The 21,231-nt window shown below is 42.2% G+C and carries 15 protein-coding genes; 8 read left to right on the top strand and 7 right to left on the bottom strand.

All coding sequences use genetic code 11. From position 1 onward, the window contains the following. Positions 1–12: 12 nt before the first annotated feature. On the bottom strand, positions 13–2,685 hold the full coding sequence (locus ABIC84_RS02095) for a glycosyl hydrolase 2 galactose-binding domain-containing protein (RefSeq protein WP_429262524.1): 2,673 nt from the start codon (positions 2,683–2,685) through the stop codon (positions 13–15). Between the two features lie 256 nt (positions 2,686–2,941). Next, the gene (locus ABIC84_RS02090; protein ID WP_090526982.1) at positions 2,942–4,381 is read right to left on the bottom strand and encodes an alpha-L-fucosidase; all 1,440 of its coding nucleotides are present in this window, start codon (positions 4,379–4,381) and stop codon (positions 2,942–2,944) included. Between the two features lie 182 nt (positions 4,382–4,563). Here ABIC84_RS02090 and ABIC84_RS02085 point away from each other — a divergent pair, with 182 nt between their 5' ends. The 4 genes from ABIC84_RS02085 (at position 4,564) to ABIC84_RS02070 (ending at position 12,054) form a co-directional block, all read left to right on the top strand. Then, the gene (locus ABIC84_RS02085; RefSeq protein WP_090526980.1) at positions 4,564–5,163 is read left to right on the top strand and encodes an RNA polymerase sigma-70 factor; all 600 of its coding nucleotides are present in this window, start codon (positions 4,564–4,566) and stop codon (positions 5,161–5,163) included. Positions 5,164–5,257: 94 nt separating this feature from the next. Next, the gene (locus ABIC84_RS02080) at positions 5,258–6,355 is read left to right on the top strand and encodes a FecR family protein (RefSeq protein WP_090526978.1); all 1,098 of its coding nucleotides are present in this window, start codon (positions 5,258–5,260) and stop codon (positions 6,353–6,355) included. 189 nt (positions 6,356–6,544) lie between these two features. Then, complete coding sequence (locus ABIC84_RS02075; protein ID WP_090526976.1) at positions 6,545–9,865, top strand: SusC/RagA family TonB-linked outer membrane protein; 3,321 nt, start codon at positions 6,545–6,547, stop codon at positions 9,863–9,865. An 11-nt stretch (positions 9,866–9,876) separates the two neighbouring features. Then, positions 9,877–12,054: a glycoside hydrolase family 3 protein gene (locus ABIC84_RS02070; protein ID WP_254780092.1), complete on the top strand. Its 2,178-nt coding sequence runs from the start codon at positions 9,877–9,879 to the stop codon at positions 12,052–12,054. Positions 12,055–12,210: 156 nt separating this feature from the next. Here the strand turns inward: ABIC84_RS02070 and ABIC84_RS02065 are convergent, their stop codons facing one another. After that, complete coding sequence (locus ABIC84_RS02065) at positions 12,211–13,437, bottom strand: RNA polymerase sigma factor (protein ID WP_429262523.1); 1,227 nt, start codon at positions 13,435–13,437, stop codon at positions 12,211–12,213. A gap of 40 nt (positions 13,438–13,477) precedes the next feature. After that, positions 13,478–13,828, bottom strand: a complete 351-nt coding sequence (locus tag ABIC84_RS02060; protein WP_176627490.1) for a YciI family protein — start codon at positions 13,826–13,828, stop codon at positions 13,478–13,480. Positions 13,829–14,020: 192 nt separating this feature from the next. Here ABIC84_RS02060 and ABIC84_RS02055 point away from each other — a divergent pair, with 192 nt between their 5' ends. Both ABIC84_RS02055 and ABIC84_RS02050 read left to right on the top strand, forming a co-directional pair. Further along, a complete protein-coding gene (locus ABIC84_RS02055) occupies positions 14,021–15,007 on the top strand; it encodes an aldo/keto reductase (RefSeq protein ID WP_354483821.1) in 987 nt (328 codons plus the stop codon). Between the two features lie 83 nt (positions 15,008–15,090). Then, positions 15,091–15,444: a TfoX/Sxy family protein gene (locus tag ABIC84_RS02050; RefSeq protein WP_090526967.1), complete on the top strand. Its 354-nt coding sequence runs from the start codon at positions 15,091–15,093 to the stop codon at positions 15,442–15,444. A 248-nt stretch (positions 15,445–15,692) separates the two neighbouring features. Here ABIC84_RS02050 and ABIC84_RS02045 read toward each other — a convergent pair whose 3' ends face one another. From ABIC84_RS02045 to fbaA, 3 genes are all read right to left on the bottom strand, one after another. Next, positions 15,693–16,118: a GNAT family N-acetyltransferase gene (locus tag ABIC84_RS02045; protein ID WP_429262522.1), complete on the bottom strand. Its 426-nt coding sequence runs from the start codon at positions 16,116–16,118 to the stop codon at positions 15,693–15,695. Continuing rightward, the gene (locus tag ABIC84_RS02040; RefSeq protein ID WP_090527640.1) at positions 16,075–16,593 is read right to left on the bottom strand and encodes a low affinity iron permease family protein; all 519 of its coding nucleotides are present in this window, start codon (positions 16,591–16,593) and stop codon (positions 16,075–16,077) included. Before ABIC84_RS02040 ends, ABIC84_RS02045 begins: the two co-directional genes overlap by 44 nt. 102 nt (positions 16,594–16,695) lie before the next feature. Then, the gene (fbaA, locus tag ABIC84_RS02035) at positions 16,696–17,775 is read right to left on the bottom strand and encodes a class II fructose-bisphosphate aldolase (protein WP_090526963.1); all 1,080 of its coding nucleotides are present in this window, start codon (positions 17,773–17,775) and stop codon (positions 16,696–16,698) included. Between the two features lie 269 nt (positions 17,776–18,044). Here fbaA and accD point away from each other — a divergent pair, with 269 nt between their 5' ends. Next, entirely contained in the window at positions 18,045–18,890 is an 846-nt protein-coding gene (gene accD, locus ABIC84_RS02030) for an acetyl-CoA carboxylase, carboxyltransferase subunit beta (RefSeq protein WP_429262712.1), read from the top strand. A 318-nt stretch (positions 18,891–19,208) separates the two neighbouring features. Further along, a complete protein-coding gene (gene htpG / locus ABIC84_RS02025) occupies positions 19,209–21,092 on the top strand; it encodes a molecular chaperone HtpG (RefSeq protein ID WP_429262521.1) in 1,884 nt (627 codons plus the stop codon). The last annotated feature ends 139 nt before the right edge of the window (positions 21,093–21,231 follow it).

The following is a 21,231-nucleotide window of genomic DNA, read 5'->3' as shown; positions in this document are numbered from 1 at the left end:
TGTCTGTGTTTATTATTTGTCGATAGATATGGTTCTTTCAGTTACGTTCCAGCCGCCGATGCTTACTGCAAGGTTTTTATCTGCACCTGGATTATGGTCGATAACAACTTTTTTAGTTTGGCCCGGCAGCACCGTTACATAGTTATCGCTGTAAAAGGCCGGTAGAATGCGTTGTTTCGTATCAGCATTAACTAAAGACAGGCGGTTGAAAAATGCAAGCGCGCCATTACCTTCGTTGGTCAGCGTTACCTCAACCTTGCCGTTCTTTAAATATTTAGCTGTTGCACCTAAATTACCTTTAGGCATTTTTTGTAAGCCCGAGAAATCTCCGTTAGCATCAGGTAACCAGTAAATATTCTCGCTAATTACTTCTTTATCTGATTTAAGCAATTGCAGGCAAAGGAAAACACCATTGTCTTTTGCTTCTTTCTCAATCTCTCTTTTCAGTGATAAATAGCGTTTGGTAGTAGTCGGTGTTACATCGGCAAAAACCTTTGTTAATACTTTCTCCTTACCATCCATATCATAGGTTTTGGCTACCAGCAGCATATTGCTATGCGTTTTAAAAGTATTATTGGCTACCATCACCATACCATCCGTTTGGTTATACATGATGTGTAAAGGTTCACTACCGTTATGCAAGCCATAAAGACAAGCATTAGGATCAAGGTAATAATCATACATCTGGCCGCGCATGGCTGTCCATGGGTTTTGGGTTTTCCAGATGATGGTACCTGTATACCAATCCCACATGTGCGAGCTAAAGCCTTCCATTAATGCACGATACTGATCATAGTTTACCAGCTGGGCTTTGGTTGCGAAGTCTTCAACGTTTTTAGCTTTTCCGTATTTATCAATAAAACCATCGTAGCCAATATACTTGTGATACTCCCAAACCGGATCAGTTTTGGTTTTGCCGGTTGAGGCATCAAACTCGGGCACCACCATGTTTTCGGCAGGAATAAAGCGTTTTAATGATTCATAATCGCTTACTCCAACCGAACCAACTTCGGAATTGAAAGGATAGGTTCTATAATCCCAGAAAGTTGAGAGGCTTTGAACCCCGTAAGGACCATCGCCATTGCCGCCCTGTACATTACGCGACATTTCTTCGGAGTTTGAATACGGGATAAACCAACGGGTATTATCGAGCTTAGGCATAATGGTATCACGCAGGGCCGCAAAAATATCTTCGGGCGGAGTGATCTCATTACCACCACACCAGATAGCAAGCGATGGGAAGTTACGCACCAGTTTAACCTGATCGGCAACCGATTTTAAATACAGGTCATGATCATCAGGGTATTTGCGGCGGGTCCATTGGTCATCAGCCTTCATCGGATCTATCCAGCGACCATTGCAATCGCCCGATCCCCACATATCCTGAAAAACCAGCATACCGTATTTATCGCAAGCCTCATAAAACTCCGGGCGTTCAATCAGCGCACCACCCCAAACACGGATCAGGTTCAGGTTCATATCACGGTGAAAACGAACTTCGGCATCATAACGGGCATCGCTGAAACGTAACATCTGATCAGAGATGATCCAGTTACCGCCTTTAATAAATACCTTTTGGCCGTTCACATTAACCTGGCGACTTTCGGTTTTATTGTTCCACTCGGTAGTGATCTGGCGTACGCCAACTTCAATGCGTTTTTGGTCGGATACCTTGCCACCTGCTACAAACTGCAAATTAAGCTTATACAAATTTTGCGGACCATAGCCATTAGGCCACCAAAGCTTAGGGTTTTTAAGGCTGTAATCCGCCAGTTTAACTTCCTGTTTTGAATTGGCTTTCAGGGTAACCGGATGTGACACCAGCTTGCCATCTAAATTATATTGTAAAGTACCACTTACTGCAGTACCTGTAGTATTTTCAACTTCGGCAGACACCTGTACAATAGCCGGCTGCTGCGCACCTTCCGGCTGACGAACACCCGGAACAAGGGTAACTACATGGGGATCTTTAATAACTACCGCGCCGGTATGCTCAATAGTTACCTTATCCCAAATGCCTGTGTTACGGTCACGAATAGGCTGGATCCAATCCCAGCCTGCGGTATATTGAATACCTACGCCACGTGCAATAGTGCCATCGCCACCCTGGCCCCCATTGGGGTTACCAACCACATCCGGAGGATAGACAACCACCGCTAAACGGTTATTACCATTTTTACTCAGCCATTTCGTAATGTTATAGCTCTGGCGCAAAAACATACCTTTATGTAGTTTGCTGTTAAGCTTATGCCCGTTAAGAAAAACATCGCAACTGTAATTTACACCCCTGAGGTTAAGGTAAGTTTGATTGCTGCCGGTTGGCGCGGCCTCTTTAAAATCTTTGGCGAACCAGTAAGTATAATAATCGCGGCCTACCTTATAGATATCAGGGATCTTCTCATTATTCATCCCGTAAAATGGATCAGGTACCTGTTTGTTGGCTACCTGGGTTGTAAGCACCGTTCCAGGCACAACTGCAGGATTCCATGCAGCCAGATCATAATTGGCTTGAGATATAATAGTGCCATTATCTTTAACACTATTCATTGACGTACATTTCCAGCCGCTATTAAGCTCGTAGCTGGTTTGCGCCCCTGCGTTTTGATAAACGCCAGAAGCAAGGACGGATAACACTAATGAAAATTTAAACAATGCAGATCTGCCTGCCGAACGGGTTGTTGTCATTTATTTGGGTTGGATGGATGATCAAAATTAAAAACTGCAAAATCATTTTAGCTGTAAAAACTTGGCTATATAATATGGGATTTTGTCGGTATAATTGTCATTTAGACGAGTATACAAGGCGTATGTGGTAGTAATCAGGAGAAATCTTGTACACCCTGTAAATTTGCCCGTCGCTTGTACAAGATTTCTCCTCGCCTTTCTTAGCCCTACCCTATTCGTCGAAATGACATTGTGGTTATTTGGTTGTTATGAAATATTAATAAACTATTTTAAAACCGGCCGCTTCATTAAGCCCGCTCGCTTGTTGTAATTTTGCCGGAATACTGATATCAATACCATCAGTCACCCGTTTCCATTTAAGGCTTTGAGTGCTGCCAAGCAAGGTCACTTTCTTTACCCTTTTTATATCCTTTAATTTTATAGATACTGTAGCAGGTAAAACCACCTTTTCCTGATCACTCAAAGCGAAGGCATAAATAGTGTTGCTGTTTTTAGCTTTCGTATAGTATATATTACCTGTTGAATATGGTGCAACCGACTGGCTGGCATAAATACCTTCACCGTTGATTTTCATCCAATTGCTAATACCTTGCAGGCGTTCATAGGCAACCGGATCCCAATCACCATCAGGGCCGGGGCCAATATTCATGAGCAGGTTACCACCGCGCGATACGATCTTCACCAACAACTGAACTATTTGCTGTACCGATTTATAATGATCGCCGGGAACATAGCTCCATGAATTACCCATGGTTATGCAGCTCTCCCAGGGATGATCAAGCGGTACTTCGGGTACTTCCTGTTCGGGAGTAGTGTAGTTTTCATATTTGCCTGCAACGGTACGATCAACCACAATCAAGCCTGGTTGCTTTTGCCTGCCCATAGCGGCTATTCTTGGCATGTCAATATCCTGGTCAAACTTAATTCCTCGCTGCCATTCTATGGTAGTATCAACACTGCTTTTCGGGCGTACCCATCCCCCATCAAGCCATAAAATATCAACCTTGCCATAATCGCTCATGAGCTCGCTGATCTGGTTATAGGTAAAATCTTTAAACTTTTGCCAGCGTTCAGGATATTTTTTCGGATCGTAATTTACGTTACGATCTTTAGGCGGGAAGTATGGCCACCAGTAATTTTCGGTGTGCCAGTCGGGCTTTGAAAAGTAAGCGCCAATCATAAAGTTATCTTTACGGAAAGCGTTGAAGATCTCCTTAGTTACATTGCTCCTTGGATTGCTTGAAAAAGGTGTTTTGCTGCTGGTGATCTTATAATCGGTTTCTTTGGTATCAAACATGCAAAAGCCATCGTGGTGCTTGGTAGTGAAAATCACATATTTCATTCCGGCATCTTTGGCCGCCTTTACCCATTTTTCGGGATTGAATTTGGTTGGGTTAAAAGTTGTTTGGAGATTTTCGTATGCCGCCTTATAACCATTATAGGTAGCGCCGTACGGACCGCGGCGTTGTGTCCAGCCTTCATCCTCGGGGCAAATACTCCAGCTTTCAACTACACCCCACTGGCTGTACGTACCCCAATGCATAAATAAACCGAACTTGAGATCCTGCCAGTTTGCAATTTTTTGCTCAACTGCAGGGTCGCCGGCAGGAACATATTGTTTTGACATATTGTGCTGTTGTCCAAACACTTCAAAGCCACCCAAAACCAAAAGAAATACTGTAAATAATCGTTTCATCAAGCTATTATTTTATTAATTACTGACAATTTTATATGGTGTATTGCTTACACACTTTTTAAAATTTTTTAAAAAACATCGCAACTTACATCATAAAATTTTATTTTTTGGTATTAATATGTTATTATTGTTACACCATTATTAAGTTTTAAATTTAGTTGATTAATTAAAAATCCTTCGGTTTGAGAGACAGAAAAGTTGATACGCTGAAATTATGGAAACTCATTTGTAATAATGATGATGAGAATGCTTTTGAGCTGTTTTTCCATATCCTTAACAACTCGCTCATTAAATTTTGTGTGTTATACGTACATCAACGGGAAATTGCCGAAGAGATAGTGTCAGATGTGTTTGTAAAGTGTTGGCTTAACCGTAAAAACCTCATCGAAATTCAAAACCCCGAAACCTACCTGTTTGTAGCGGTAAAAAACCAGTCGCTAAACCACATCAAAAAATACTCAACCATTCATCTTGTACAAATTGAAGAAACCAATTCGGTAGAATTTGTAAATACCTATAATCCCCAAAAAGAAATTGAAAACAAAGAGCTTATTTTTAGGATGGACCAGGCCATAGCCGGTTTACCGCAACAATGCCGCATTGTTTTCAGGCTGATAAAAGAGGATGGTATGAAGTATAAGGAAGTGGCCGAAATTCTTAATATTTCGCCCCGTACAGTACAAACGCAACTTTTCAGAGCGATCAAGAAGCTTAGTGTCGTTTTGACACAATATAACAAGCACCACGAAGCTGTATTAAAACCAATACAATCAACATTTTAGGAAGCACAATTGTAATTTTCAATTATTTTTTTTAACCTTGTAAGTAATTAACCTAAATAAGTTGTCCTATCATAAATAAGGATGCAATTATACGATGGGCAATGATAAATTTATAGAGCTGGTGGGCAAAAAACTGTCGAATGAAATCAGCTCTGATGAAAATAATGAATTTCAGCGTTGCTTAGCTAATGATGCTTCCCTTCGTGAACAATACGAAGCCCTTTCTGCTTACTGGAAACATAGCGATGCCCAATATGCCGACAATGCCCTCGCCTTTCAAAAAATAAAGTCAAAAATTAAAGCACAGGAAGTTATTGAACCTGCAACGGCCATTAACCCCGTTAAAAAGGGCACGATGCATTATCTTTGGCGTGCTGCGGCCGCTGTTGTTCTAATAGCAGGTTGCGCGTACCTTTTTTATTCAAAAACAGTTACTTTGGGCCACGGAATTGCAAGCGCAACATCCGGCGCCTGGCAAAATAAAAACACTTCTGCCCGCGATAAATCAACCATTGTATTAACCGACGGTACGCGTATCACCCTTAATTCGCAAAGTTCGTTAAGATATCCAACAAACTTCACAGGCAAAACCCGCGAAGTTTATTTAAGCGGCGAAGCCTTTTTTGATGTACATAAAGATCATGAACATCCGTTCATTATCCATACCGAAAAAATGAACATTAAGGTGCTGGGTACCGCTTTTAACGTTAAATCATACCCCGATGATCCGTCAAGTGAAACAACCCTGATCAGGGGCGCCATTGAAGTTACCCTTGACGACCGGCCATCGGACAGGATTATTTTAAAACCAAGCGAAAAACTGATTGTTAAAAAGGGCTCGTTTACTACTGTACGTAAAAACCAGGCTAAGCTTTCACCAGCTACCGACAGCAGTGCCGGTACGCAATATGTCTTAACCAGCTTTACCCGTCTTCACCAGGACGACAGTGCCATTTTAGAGACTTCGTGGACACAGAATAAACTCATTTTCAGGGATGAAAGCTTTGCCGACCTCGCCATGCGCATGGAACGCTGGTATGGTGTTGAGATCAAATTTAAAAATGATGAAATGAAAAAGTACCGTTTCAGCGGCACTTATGAAAAAGAATCCATTACTCAGGCTCTTGACGCATTACGCATTACCGAAGATTTTCATTATAAAATTAAAAATGCCGCTATTTATATCTATTAACTGATAATTCTACAGTTAGTTATCAGTACATTTGTTCCCATCAGTTGGCTTGGCTGTGGCTTTACAATATTCGTAATTGTTACCTACCAATTCGGTCATTTTACACTATTACCTGTGCTAATTATAAAATTTATGTAAATTTAGGCATCCCCAATGGATGTCGGCGACAGGTTTAGGTTATCAGTATAAATGAAAATACGGTTTACGTTAATATTATTCTTCAATTTACTGGCTATATTAACTGTATATTCACAAACCCGCGTCACTATCAATTTAAAATCGGCCGATTTTAAAAAGGTGATCTCAGCAATCGAACATCAAAGCATTTATCATTTTGTTTATAGTGAAAGAAAAATCCCTGCTTTAAACAAAGTTGACATAGATTCTGATAATGAAGATGTTAAAAGTATTTTAGATAAAATTTTGGCCAATTCGGGCTTCGCTTATACCGAGCTTGCCAATCACCTGATAGTAATTGCCCCGATTGATGAAATAGTTAATGTAGTTAAAGTAACGGGCGTTGTTGTTGATGAGAATGGCGCGCCGCTTGCAGGCGCTACAGTTAGGGTAAGAGGTTCAACCATGGGCTCACTCACCGACGCGAAGGGGGCGTTTTTGCTTGAAGTACCCTCCGGGTCAACATTGATAGTGAGTTTCGTAGGCTACGTTACAAAAGAGGTAAAACTTATTGGCGCTGTACCGGTAACTATTTCGCTTACGGTAAGTAACGTGCTAAACGAAGTGGTTGTAACGGCACTTGGCATTAACAAGGAACAAAAAAAGGTGGGTTATTCAGTAACTACTATTAGTGGTGAGGTGCTTGATAAAGCCAAGGAATCAAATGTAGCATACTCGTTGGAGGGGCGCGTAGCAGGTTTAAGTATCAATGGCATAAACGGCGGACCAGGATCTTCTGCGCGTATTTTACTAAGAGGCGTTACAAGTTTTGGTGCAAGCGCGCCACTCTTTATTATTAATGGTGTGCCCATGGATAATACCCAAAGGGGATCGGCCAATGAATGGGGCGGGGCCGACTTTGGCGATGGCATCAGCAATATAAATCCCGACGATGTTGAAAATATGACCGTACTAAAGGGCCAGGCGGCATCGGCACTTTACGGAGCACGCGCGGCCAATGGCGTAATTTTAATAACTACCAAAACAGGAAAAAAAAACACTCCATTTGGTGTTGAATTTAATACCAATTACCAAACTGATAAAGCAATTAATACCTTTGATTATCAAACACAATACGGCCAGGGTTTGTATGGGATAAGGCCGACTACCGTAACCAATGCAATATCCTCAGGCAACTATGGCTGGGGTGAAAAACTGGATGGTAAACCCACAATTCAGTTTGATGGCGAATATTACCCCTACTCCGCCGTAAAAAATAATATCAGTAAGTTTTACCGGCAAGGTTATACTTTTACCAACACTGCTGCATTTAGCGGCGGTAACGACAATGGTAATTTCCGGTTGTCGTTATCAAACCTTAGCAACGGCTCAATAGTGCGTAACAGTGATCTCAATCGCAAAACGTTCAACTTATCGGCAAGTCAAAATGTTACCAAAAAACTGAATATTAATGTTGTAGCTAATTTTATCAACGAAACTTCTAATTTAAAACCCAACCTGAGCGATGGGCCTTTTAATGTAAATAACATTCAATACCTGGCAGCCAACGAAGATCAGGCTATCCTTGCGCCGGGTTATGCCCCAGATGGCAGTGAAATAAGATGGAATAGCGACACCTTTACTACAAACCCTTATTTTACCGTTAATCGGTTTATTAATGATGTAAACCGTAACCGCTTAATAGCCGCATTATCGGGTAAATACAATTTCAATAATTGGATGTATGCACAGTTGAGGTTAGGTAACGACATCCTTTACGATAAACGAAAAACGGTTACCCCAACCGGAACCGCTTATTACGCCGGCGGAATGGGAGGACTTGATGAACAGTCAAACACGCGACGATCTGAACTAAACAGTGACCTGCTAATAGGTGCCAAACATGACATTATTGCTAAAGTGCTGAGTTTTGACATATCTGCAGGGACTAACCTACGTAAAAACACATACGAATACACGAAGCTTTTTGGAGGCCCATTCATTATACCATATTTTTATAGCTATAATAATTTGAACATCAAAAACAGCAATTACAACTATAATAGTACCGAAACGCATTCAAGCTATTATGCTGTTGATTTTTCATTAAGAGACTATTTAACAATAACTACTACCGGCCGCTACGATACCTACTCCACGTTGCCAAGTGATAACCGGAGTATCTTTACGCCTTCGGTATCGGCAAGTCTTTTATTTTCCGATCTCGTTCATATCCCCAGCCTTGACTTCGGAAAATTAAGGTTATCGTATGCGCAAACGAGCGGCGAGCCAACTGATGCATATGTAACAACCCAATACTACACAACAAATTATTCAATAAACGGTGTTGCCATCGGGAGTTTCAGCGACAGCCTGCCCAATTTATTCCTTAAGCCTTACACGCTTACCGAAATGGAAGCCGGCACCGAGCTTAAATTTTTAAATGGCAGGCTTGGAATTGATGTAGCCTATTTTCACCGTAAAACAAAAAATGAGATCATTAAAGGAGACCTTGATCTGGCAACCGGTTTTGCACGGCGGTTTATCCCTACGGGCTCAACCCAAAACAACGGCATTGAAATTGAGCTAAGCGGCACTCCTGTTAAAACAACGAGTTTTAACTGGTCGCCATCGTTTAATTTTACCTATGTACAAAACAAGATCCTTCAAACAGACGGTACTCCCGAGTCGGCTAACATAAGCTTCGGTACTTACCGCCCGCTAAATGCCGCTACAGCACTGGTTAAAGGCTTGCCAGGTCCCCAGATTATGGCCAACGATTACCTTAGAAACGATAAAGGACAGATCATTTTCGACGAAAATGGTTTACCCATGGCCGGCCCCCGTGTACCTATGGGTAGCGCGGTACCTAATATATACGGCGGATTAAACAACAATTTCGCATTTGGCAAACTAAGTCTCTCATTTTTGATCGATTACCGTTTTGGCAACAAAATATTATCGGCTACAAATTATAATAGCATTTACAGGGGCTTTAACCAGCTTACCCTTGCAGGCAGGGAAAACGGCGTTGTTGGCGATGGCGTAAACGCCAATGGTGAAAGGAATACCATTGCTGTACCTGCGCAAAACTACTACCAAGCGCTGGCCCAAAATGTATCTGCATTAAATGTGCTTGACGGCAGGTTTATTAAATTACGGCAGGTTACTTTTGGCTATACTTTTTCAAAGGGCTTTCTTAATAAAACACCGTTTGAAGGCATAACCTTTTCACTGGTAGGCAGAAACCTCTGGACCATCATGAAGCGCTCGGCCAATATCGATCCGGAATCTGGATTTTCGCCGGATATAAAATATGCCGGAATCGAGGGAGCAAGCCTTCCGCCAACCCATACTTATGGAATAAATATTAACTTTAAACTCAAAAAATAAATCATCTAAAAATGGCTTCCACCATAAAACACAAACTCCTATGTTGTTTGGTAATGCTTACGGCATTACTAAAATTTTCTACCGCAAATGCACAAGCTCCTTTTTATAAAGACGGTTCGCAATCGATTGATTCACGCGTAAAAGATCTTTTATCGAAATTAACCATCGAAGAAAAAATCTCCTTATTAGGCTACCGCAGCCAGGCCGTGCCACGTTTAGGCATCCCTGCCTATAACTGGTGGAACGAGGCTTTGCATGGCGTAGCCCGTGCCGGTGAAGCTACCATATTCCCACAGGCTATCGGGATGTCGGCTACATTTAATGAAGATCTGTTAAAACAGGTATCAACGGCAATATCAACTGAAGCCCGTGCAAAATATAACCTGGCCATTGCACAAGACAGGCACCTGCAATACATGGGACTTACCTTTTGGACGCCCAACATCAATATTTTCCGCGATCCGCGCTGGGGACGCGGGCAGGAAACTTATGGCGAAGACCCTTTCCTGACCGGCCGTATGGGCTCAGCTTTTGTTAAAGGTTTGCAGGGCGATGATCCTAAATACCTGAAAACATCTGCCACGGCCAAACACTTTGCCGTACACAGCGGCCCCGAAGCCACCCGCGATAAATTTGACGCTAAGGTTGATGAAAAAGACCTTCGCGAAACCTACCTGTATGCTTTTCACGAACTGGTTAAAAACCACGTTGAATCGGTAATGAGCGCCTACAACCGTGTTAACGGTGTACCAAACTCTATCAATAAAATGCTACTTACCGACATTCTGCGGAAAGAATGGGGCTTTAACGGCCATGTAGTAACCGACTGTGGTGCCCTGGATGATGTGTACCTTACCCACAAAACACTACCAACTGCGGTTGAAGTAGCTGCTGCTGCCATCAAGGCTGGTGTTGACCTGGATTGCTCATCCATTTTGCAGAACGATGGTATCAAGGCCATTAAACAAGGTTTACTTACCGAAAAAGATGTTGACCAGGCCTTGAGCGCTATCTTACGCACCGAATTTAAACTGGGTTTTTATGACGATCCGGCCGCTAATCCTTATCATGGTTACGGGGCCGACAGTGTTCACAATGAACAACATTTGGCTTTGGCCCGTAAAGTGGCCCAGCAAAGTATGGTATTGTTAAAGAACAACAACAATGTTTTGCCATTCAAAAAAAGCAGCTACTCCAGCATTATGGTGGTTGGGCCAAACGCGGCCTCGCTCGACGCCATGATAGCTAATTACCACGGCACCAGCAGCAAGGTGATCAATTTTGTTGAGGGCATTACCGGCGCTGTTGATAAGGCAACCCGTGTTGAGTATGATTTAGGGTGCGACTATAAAGATACCACCCATTTTGGCGGCACCTGGGCTGCGGGTAATGCTGATGCTACCATTGCTGTGATAGGCCTCTCCCCCGTTTTGGAAGGCGAAGCAGGCGATGCTTTCCTATCTGAAAGCGGCGGCGATAAAAAAAACCTGAGCCTGCCTGCCAGCGAAATTGCCTTTATGAAAGAACTGCGCAAAAGTGTAAAAAACAAGCCCCTTGTAGCAGTAATTACCGCAGGCAGCGATGTTGATATATCCGCTATTGAGCCTTATGCCGATGCCATTATATTTGCCTGGTACCCCGGCGAACAGGGCGGTAACGCTTTAGCTGATATTATTTTTGGCGAAGTTTCGCCATCTGGTCACCTGCCGCTTACTTTTTATAAAGATATGAGCGACCTGCCTGATTACAGCGATTACAATATGAAAAACCGCACCTACCGTTACTATACCGGCCCGGTGCAATATCCTTTTGGTTTTGGTTTAAGCTATACGTCGTTTAACTACACCCTGGGCAGTAAATTAAAAACTACCTATAAAAAAGCCGATACCCTTGCAGTAACAGTAAACGTTAAAAACGCCGGTAAATTTAATGGCGATGAAGTAGTGCAGGCGTATATTAAATATCCCAACATCGACAGGATGCCGGTTAAAGAATTGAAAAGCTTTAAACGCATCAGCCTGGAGCAGGATAAAGAAGGTACCGTTACTTTGAAAATCCCTGTTCAGGATTTACAGAAATGGGACCTTGCCACACACAAATGGAAGCTTTATCCCGGCAGCTACAAATTAGTACTGGGCAGCAGCTCGGCCGATGAAAAGTTGGTAGCTGATTTCAAGATATCTAATTAAAAACTAATAAAGACTTACGAAGTTTTAAAAACTTCGTAAGTCTGGTAATACTTAAAGGTGTCATTGCGTGGAACGAAGCAATCCCAAGCTATACAGGCGAACCTGCTTATCGGGGATTGCTTCGTTCCTCGCAATGACGTTTTTTTTATAACTAACTCACAGTAAAGCCTCTAAATCCTTCATAATTCTACTTTTATCTGTAGCGGTCTTAGCCAGTTTCAGGGCAGTTTGCAAATGCGATACTGCCTTTTTACGATCTACCCCTGTATACAAGTAACCAAGCAGCACATGGTACAAATGATTAGTATCCAATTTTAACTTTTCGGCCTCAATAATGGCATTCTCCTTCCCTTTTACCTTTGCCAGGGCATAAGCCCGGTTCAACGCAGCCGCGGGCGAATAAGCAGCGATAAGTAACCTATTGTAGAGCATTAATATATTTTCCCACTTTTCGGTAGTATCAGTTTTAACGGTATGCCAATAAGCTATAGCAGCTTCAATATGATATTTACCGGCGTCGTTTCCTTTTTTTGAGGCAAGGTTTAGGTAGTATCGTCCTTTTACTATCAAATCATCATTCCAAAGCATTCTGTCCTGGTCATCATAGCGGATCATTTCGCCATGTTCATCTACCCGGGCATCAAACCTTGAAGCATGAAAACACATCAATGACAACAAGGCATTCACCTCGGGCAGGTTGGTTTGCTTGTTTTCTATAAGGAGATAGTTAAGCCGCATGGCTTCTAAACACAAATCTTTTCGCAATGTAGTGCTCTGGCAGCTGGAGTAATAGCCCTCATTAAACAGCAGGTATAAAGTTTTCAGTACGATGCCCAGCCGATTAATAATATCAGCCGGTTCAGGGAAAACGATCTTCACTTTTTGTTCCCGAAGCTTTTCCTTAGCCCTGAACAGGCGTTTATTAATGGTTTCTTTATTCGATAAAAAAGCCTCGGCAATTTCATCAATTCCGAAACCGCAAAGGATACGTAATGCAAGGCCAATCTGCGCCTCGGCCGGCAATACCGGGTGACAAATAGCAAACATCATTTGCAGCTGGCTGTCGCTAATATTTTGGTCAGAAAGATCGATCTCTGCCTCGTAATTATCCTCTGCAACAATCCCTTCGGCTATTTTTTGCTTAAACCTGGAGCCACGCCTTACATAATCGGTTGCTTTATTGCGGGCCACGGTATATAACCATGCTTTAGGATTATCCGGCAACCCCTTGATTCCCCATGTTTCGGCAGCAGTGAGGAAAGTATCACTGGCAATATCTTCGGCGGCTTCTATATGTTCAAAGCCGAAATAATGGCATAATACCGCGATTATCTTTTGATACTCGGAGCGGAACAGATGTGGTAGAAGCTGATCTTGCTGCATAAAACCAGCAGCCTCCCGTATATGGGAGGCTGCAAATCAATTACACTTCCATTGGGATGATAGGACGAACTTCAACACTGCCCCCTACCGACAGGATCGGGCAGCCCTTTGATAACTCCGTGGCTTCTTCCAGCGATGACGCTTTGATAATACTGTAACCCCCTATGGCTTCCTTAACCTCAACATAAGGGCCGTCTGTTACTACATTGTCAGGTTTTACTACGCTGCCAGCGGTATCCAACCTATTGCCTACAGCAACCAGTTTGTTTTGCGCGGCAATCCCGCCAATCCATTCGCGCCAGTAATTCATCATGGTTTGCATCTGTTCGGGCGACCGCGTTGCTGCAGTGGCTTCTGCGTCTCTTCTGAAGATCAATAAGAACTCGTTCATGTTTTTTGAATTTAATGGTTAAAAACCAAAAGACGATCAGGGTTGGCTGAATTGGACAACCACTCATTTTTTTTTCAAATTAACCAGAAAAAGTTAATCTGCAATGTATAACCTTACATAATACTTATAAATTGAGGTTGATGTGCTTTTGTTATTTCACGTACTTTGATAGTACAACAATACTACCACATTATGAAATACAGAAAATTAGGAAATACCGGAGTTGAACTTTCGGCCATTGGACTGGGATGTATGGGCATGAACCATGCTTACGGCAAGCCGGATGACGATGAATCAATAGCCACCCTTGAAAAATCAATAGAAATAGGTATTAACTTTTGGGATACGGCCGATGTTTATGCCAATGGCCGCAATGAAGAATTAGTATCAAAGGTATTGGTACCCAATCGTGATAAGATCTTCATCGCCACCAAATTTGGTTTCAGGGCCGGTGCCGATGGCAAGCTGACTGAATTTGACGGCTCGCCGGCTTATCTTAAAACCGCGGTTGAGCAGAGCTTAAAACGCTTAAAAACGGATGTGATTGACTTGTACTACGCCCACCGGATCGACCCAAATGTGCCTGTTGAGGACATGGTTGGCGCCATGGCCGACCTGGTAAAAGAAGGTAAAGTAAAATACCTGGGGCTGTCTGAAGCTTCGGCAAACTCTGTCCGTCGTGCACACGCGGTGCATCCAATTAGTGCCTTGCAAAGTGAATATTCTTTATTAACGCGCGATGTAGAGGCTGAGGTATTGCCCGTGTGCAAAGAGCTTGGGATTTCATTCGTGCCATTCAGCCCACTGGTACGTGGTTTGGTAACAAACGCGTTGGATGTAACCAAACTGGCTGATAACGATTTCAGGAAAAGCCTGCCCCGTTATCAGGATGCCAACGCCGAAAATAACATGGGGCTGGCTCATGAGTTTGCAAAGCTTGCCACTCAAAAAAATTGCACACCTGCCCAGTTGGCGCTTGCCTGGGTGCTGGCACAAGGCGATAACATTATCCCTATTCCAGGAACAAAGAGGAGAAAATACCTTTTGGACAATGCAGGTTCGGTTGATGTGGAATTAACAGCCAATGATTTACAGGATATTGAAACCGTTTTAGCTAAATACCCGGATACCGGCGACAGGTATAATGAGGCTAATTACAAATTTGTTGATAAGAATTAATTGTAATTTTATTTCACTAAGGCGCTAAGACGCCGGATTCCGTTGCCGTCTTGGCGCCTCTGCGTGAAAAAATATAAACCCTTATGGCATATAACGAACAAATGGCCGATCGTATTCGCGAAGAATTAATGGACCTTCCGGTGGTGGAAGAAAAGAAAATGTTCCAGGGAGTTTGTTTTATGGTAGATGATAAGTTATGTGTTTGCGTACGCGACAATAGCATTTTGTGCCGCATTGGCGAACAACAAGCCGCTATTGAACTTGAGAAAGGAAACTGTAACCAAATGGTAAGCGGCGAAAGAGTAATGAAAGGCTATGTTTATGTTGAAGACTTCAACCTGCAAACCAACGACCAGCTGAATTACTGGATTAATTTGTGCCTTGAATTTAATCCGCTGGCAGAAGCATCTAAAAAGAGGAAATCCAAAAAGAAATAACCCTCATTTATTCACCGTTGGTTTATCGACCATAGTAGTCAGTCTGAGTGATTAAATCCGATGGCCTCTGAAGGTGTAATGACAAACTTTGAACTGTCAGTCTAAGCCCATCGAAGACTCGCGCGCAGAGGCCCCGCCCACCATGTTTCGAGAGCCTCAACATGACATCCTTTTTAACTTGTCATGGGCAGGTAGGAAGCAACAACGCTTTCTTTACTTTTAAATAGTCGCTGCAAAACGACAACGTTTTACTTCTTCACCATTTTATAATGTTTGATCCCGGCTTCTTCAAACTCCGGCCCTGATGCTTCAAAACCCAGTTTTTCATAAAAAGGTACCGCGTGGGTTTGCGAATTAAGATAAACATAATCCGCATCGGCTGGCAAATCAGTTAACACCGCTTTCACCAGCTCTCCTCCTATCCCAAATCCTCTGAACGTTTTCAATACGGCAAACCGCTCAAGCTTATAACCATTTTCGGTTTTACGCCAGCGGCAGGCACCGGCCGGTTCTCCATCAACGGTAGCTAAAAAATGATGAGATACATCTTCATGTTCATATTCCAGCTCGGGAGGGCAATTTTGTTCAACTACAAATACTTCCCGCCTTATGGCATGCACGATATCAAGATCAGCTTGCTCCGTTACTTTTTTTACTATGGTTTTTGCGGGCATTGATGTAATGCGGTTTTGTTTTGAAATGATTGAGTTTTGTGGTGTGGTTTTCCCTCGCGGCATCAATAGAGTGCGTACAGGTGATATCATCTTCCTCTTCGGCAAGGCCGGCCAGTTCCACATAAAATTTATGCAATTGATCGAGCTCCTTTTCGGTAATATCTTCAATATCAACCATCCGGTTACTTGCCCCCTGGTGCGAGGCAAGCAGCTCATTCAGTTTCAAATGTATAGCCTTCGAATCTTTATTTTGTGATTTCTGGATCAAAAAAACCATCAGAAAAGTAACCACAGTGGTACCGGTATTGATAACCAGTTGCCAGGTATCTGAATAATGGAATAACGGTCCGGTTATTCCCCAAACAATGATAATACCAAAAGCCGTGATAAATGCGCCCGAACTGCCCGTGGCTATAGTGGCCCAATTGGCAAAGCGTTCAAATAAATTCTTTTTCTTTTTATTAATTTCAACCATATAGCAGACTTTATCTTTTTTTAATGGAGCCGCCTGCTGCCTGTAAACAACAAAGCGCCTGTACAACAAATGTACAAGCGCTTTGTTAATTTCTGATGAATATTATAATTTGCTGTAAACGTCGATACAGTTAAGGTCTTCAAAGGCAACAGAAAGCCTTTTTACAAAGTTTTCCTCACCTTTACGTAACCAAACACGCGGGTCATAATATTTCTTGTTGGGAGAATCCTCACCATCCGGGCTGCCGATCTGGCTTTGCAGGTATCCTTCTTTTGATTTATAGTAATCTTTAATGCCTTCCCAGTAAGCCCATTGCATATCGGTATCAATATTCATTTTGATAGCACCGTATGAAATAGCTTCGCGGATCTCTTCCTGGCTTGAACCAGAACCACCGTGGAATACAAAGTTGATCGGTTTTTCGGCAGTTAAACCAAATTTTTGTTTAACATATTCCTGTGAGTTATGCAGGATAACCGGCTGTAACTTAACATTACCCGGTTTGTACACACCATGAACGTTACCAAAAGCAGCAGCTACAGTAAAACGGGGGCTTACTTTTAAAAGGTGCTCATATGAATAAGAAACCTCCTCTGGCTGGGTATATAAACGTGAACTGTCAACGTCAGAATTGTCAACACCATCTTCTTCACCGCCGGTTACACCCAATTCAATTTCAAGGGTCATACCCATTTTAGCCATACGCTCAAGGTATTTAGCCGAAATTTCAATATTCTCTTCAATAGGCTCTTCTGAAAGGTCGAGCATGTGCGATGAAAATAAAGGCTTGCCGGTTTCAGCAAAAAACTTCTCGCCATGATCTAACAAGCCGTCAATCCAGGGTAATAATTTCTTGGCAGCATGGTCCGTATGCAGAATAACTGCTACGCCATAATGCTCAGCCAACAGGTGAACGTGCTTTGCAGCAGATACACCACCTAAAATACAAGCCTGAAGTTTTGAATTATCCAATGATTTGCCGGCGTAAAACTGTGCACCGCCATTTGACAGCTGAATAATAACCGGAGAGTTAACAGCTTTAGCTGTTTCCATAACTGCATTGATAGTGTTAGTACCAATAACGTTTACTGCCGGCAAAGCAAACTGATGCTTTTTTGCTGCTTCAAATAGTTCCTGCACCTGATCGCCGTGCAGAACACCTCTATAATTTTTTAAATCCATTAGCGTTTATTTGGGGCTCGAAGTTATAAAATTTATTGAATTCGGATAAGCAATCTTAAAAGTATATTAAAACGGTAGTAAAAATAGGGTTAATTTAAAAATATGATATAATTAATTAACAATCCGATCCTTTTATTACAAAAATAGCATTAAATAAGTAATTAAACTTTCAAGCAAACAATTTGCCCTCCATAACTTTTTATATACCGGCACTACATGTTTAATATTTTTTGTTTCTTTGTACCCAATTGAAAGAGTTAGACACAGATATGGCATGGTTTAAACGAGAGTTGAAAGGGATAATTACGACTACTGAGGAAAAAAAGGAAGCCCCCGATGGCATCTGGAATAAATGCCCTAATTGTAAAAAACCTTTACACTATTCTGAGCAGGTAGAAAATCAATATGTGTGCCATTACTGTGGCTTCCACCTGCGCATAGGTTCAAAAGAATATTTTTCGGTACTATTTGATAATAACGAGTTTACAGAACTTTTTTCTGACCTTACCTCGGGTGATCCGCTTCATTTTGAAGACACCAAAAAATACACTGACCGGCTTAAGGAAACTCAGCACAAAACAGGTTTAAAAGATGCAATAAGGGCAGGCGCCGGTAAAATTGACGGTCAGGACCTGGTTATTGCCTGTATGGACTTTAACTTTATTGGGGGATCAATGGGATCGGTAGTTGGTGAAAAGATAGCCCGCTCTATTGATTACTGTATCCAACATAAAGTCCCGTTCCTGATGATCTCAAAATCAGGTGGTGCGCGCATGATGGAAGCCGCGTTTTCGTTGATGCAGATGGCTAAAACATCAGCCAAACTTGCCTTACTTGCACAGGCAAAAATCCCTTATATCTCATTACTTACCGATCCTACTACAGGCGGTGTAACAGCATCATACGCTATGTTAGGCGATATCAATATTGCCGAACCTGGCGCGCTGATAGGTTTTGCAGGGCCAAGGGTAATTAAAGAAACTATTAAAAAAGATCTACCGAAGGGTTTCCAGACTGCCGAATTTGTGCAGGAACATGGCTTCCTTGATTTCATTGTTGACAGAAGAGAAATGAAAGAAAAATTAGCCTCGTTTATCAAAATGATGGCCGATTAACGATATAAGCAATCTTTATTATATGGTAAGGGATAAGCTTAAATGTTTATCCCTTATTTTTTTGCTATAGCTTTTGGAAAATCGTCATTGCGAGGAGGAACGACGAAGCAATCGCGAACTCTGCAGGGGCACTTACATAGCGTCTGTAAAGTTGGGGATTGCTTCGTATCTTGCAATGACGGGTGAATAAGCCTTACCTCCACGACTTATCTGACCAAAACCCCTCATCCTGCCATTTTGACAATATAATAACAATTGGAACACACATTGATGTTGCATTGGCGACAATCATTAAATCAATCCTATTAAAATATAGTTATGCAAGAAAAAGGCAGCATTTCGATCCACACCGAGAACATTTTCCCGATCATTAAGAAGTTCTTATACTCTGATAATGAGATATTTCTGCGCGAGCTGGTATCAAACGCGGTAGATGCTACCCAAAAAATTAAACGTTTAGCTTCATTAGGCCAGTACACCGGCGAACTTGGCGACCTCCGTGTTGAGGTTGCTTTTGATGCAGACAAAAAGACCATCACCATTAGCGATAATGGTATCGGTATGACCGCCGAAGAGATTAAAAAGTACATCAACCAGATCGCTTTCTCAGGCGCCACCGAATTCATGGAGAAATTCAAGGAAGCAAAAGATGCCAACGAGATCATCGGTCGCTTTGGTTTAGGTTTTTATTCAGCATTCATGGTGGCTGATAAGGTGGAGATCCAAACCTTATCATACCAGGAAGGCGCAGAGCCTGCTTTCTGGGTATGCGACGGTAGCACCGAATTTGAAATTGGCGAAGGTATTTTAGAAGAGCGCGGTACTGAGATCACTTTGTATATCAATGATGAATCGGCTGAGTTCTTAAGCCAGTACAAATTGCAGGAGATCCTGGATAAATATTGCAAATTTTTACCTGTGCCTATTAAATTCGGCACTAAGACAGAATCCGTTGAAGATGGCGTTGACGAAGAAGGCAAACCAAAATATACTTCAGTTGAAGTTGATAATATCATCAACACCACCAACCCTATCTGGACAAAAGCACCATCTGAATTAAAGGACGAAGATTATCTTGACTTTTACAAGCAGCTTTATCCATTCAGCGAAGATCCATTGTTCTGGATCCACCTGAATGTTGATTATCCTTTCAACTTAACAGGTGTACTATATTTCCCTAAGCTGAAAAATGATTTTGAGTTCCAAAAAAACAAGATCAAATTATTTAGCCGCCAGGTATTTATTACTGATGAAGTAAAAGATATTGTCCCTGAATTTTTAATGCTGTTGCATGGTGTTATCGATTCACCGGATATTCCGCTTAACGTATCACGCAGCTTTTTGCAAGCGGACAGCAATGTTAAAAAGATCAACAGTTATATTACCAAAAAGGTAGCTGATAAATTGTCAGACCTGTTCAAAGCAGACCGTAAAGCTTACGAAGAAAAATGGACCGACATTGGCCTGTTTGTAAAGTATGGTATGGTGAGCGAAGACAAGTTTTATGACAAAGCCAAAGACTTTGTTTTGGTTACCAACACCGAAAAACAAAACTTTACGCTGCCCGAGTATAAAGACAAAGTTGAAGCTAACCAAACAGATAAAGACGGTCAATTGGTTTACATCTACACCAATGACCCTGCGAAACAGGATTCGTTTATCCAGTCTGCCAATAAAAAAGGCTATGATGTATTGGTGATGAACTCTCCTATTGACAATCACTTCATCAGCCAGTTGGAGCAAAAATTAGAGAAAACATCATTAAAACGTGTTGATGCTGATGTTGCTGATAAACTGATTAAAAAGGATGACGCGCTTGAAACGGTACTTACCGAAGAACAAAGCACCCAGGTAAAAAGCATTTTTGATAAAGCCATCAACAAGCCAGCTTACAACGTTCAAATAGAAAGCCTTAACCCAGACGAGTTACCGGTTACCGTAACTATGGACGAGTTTATGCGCCGCATGAAAGATATGGCAGCTATGGGTGGTGGAATGAGCTTTTACGGCAACATGCCTGATAATTACAAGGTAATTGTAAACGGCAACCACAAACTGGTAAGCCGCATTTTGCAGGAAGAAGACGAAACTGTACAGGCGCAGCTTTCAAAACAGGCTTTTGACCTGGCGCTGTTATCACAAGGTTTATTAACCGGTGCAGATTTAACCGAGTTTGTTAAACGCAGCGTTAGTTTGATATAATATTTCAAATCCCCTCTTGAGAGGGGGCGCGGAGGAATGAGCGTTAGCAGGGGTGTGTTTCTGCGTTAGAGTTATCAAAGCAGAAACACACCCCTCCACCCCTCTCAAGAGGGGAATCGCACAAGCTGGCCCTTTTTGA

Origin of the sequence: Mucilaginibacter sp. 3215 (assembly GCF_050433785.1) — a bacterium.
Classification (GTDB): domain Bacteria; phylum Bacteroidota; class Bacteroidia; order Sphingobacteriales; family Sphingobacteriaceae; genus Mucilaginibacter.
The sequence above is the reverse complement of the archived record's forward strand: the minus strand, read 5'-3'. Positions and strand labels throughout refer to the sequence as shown.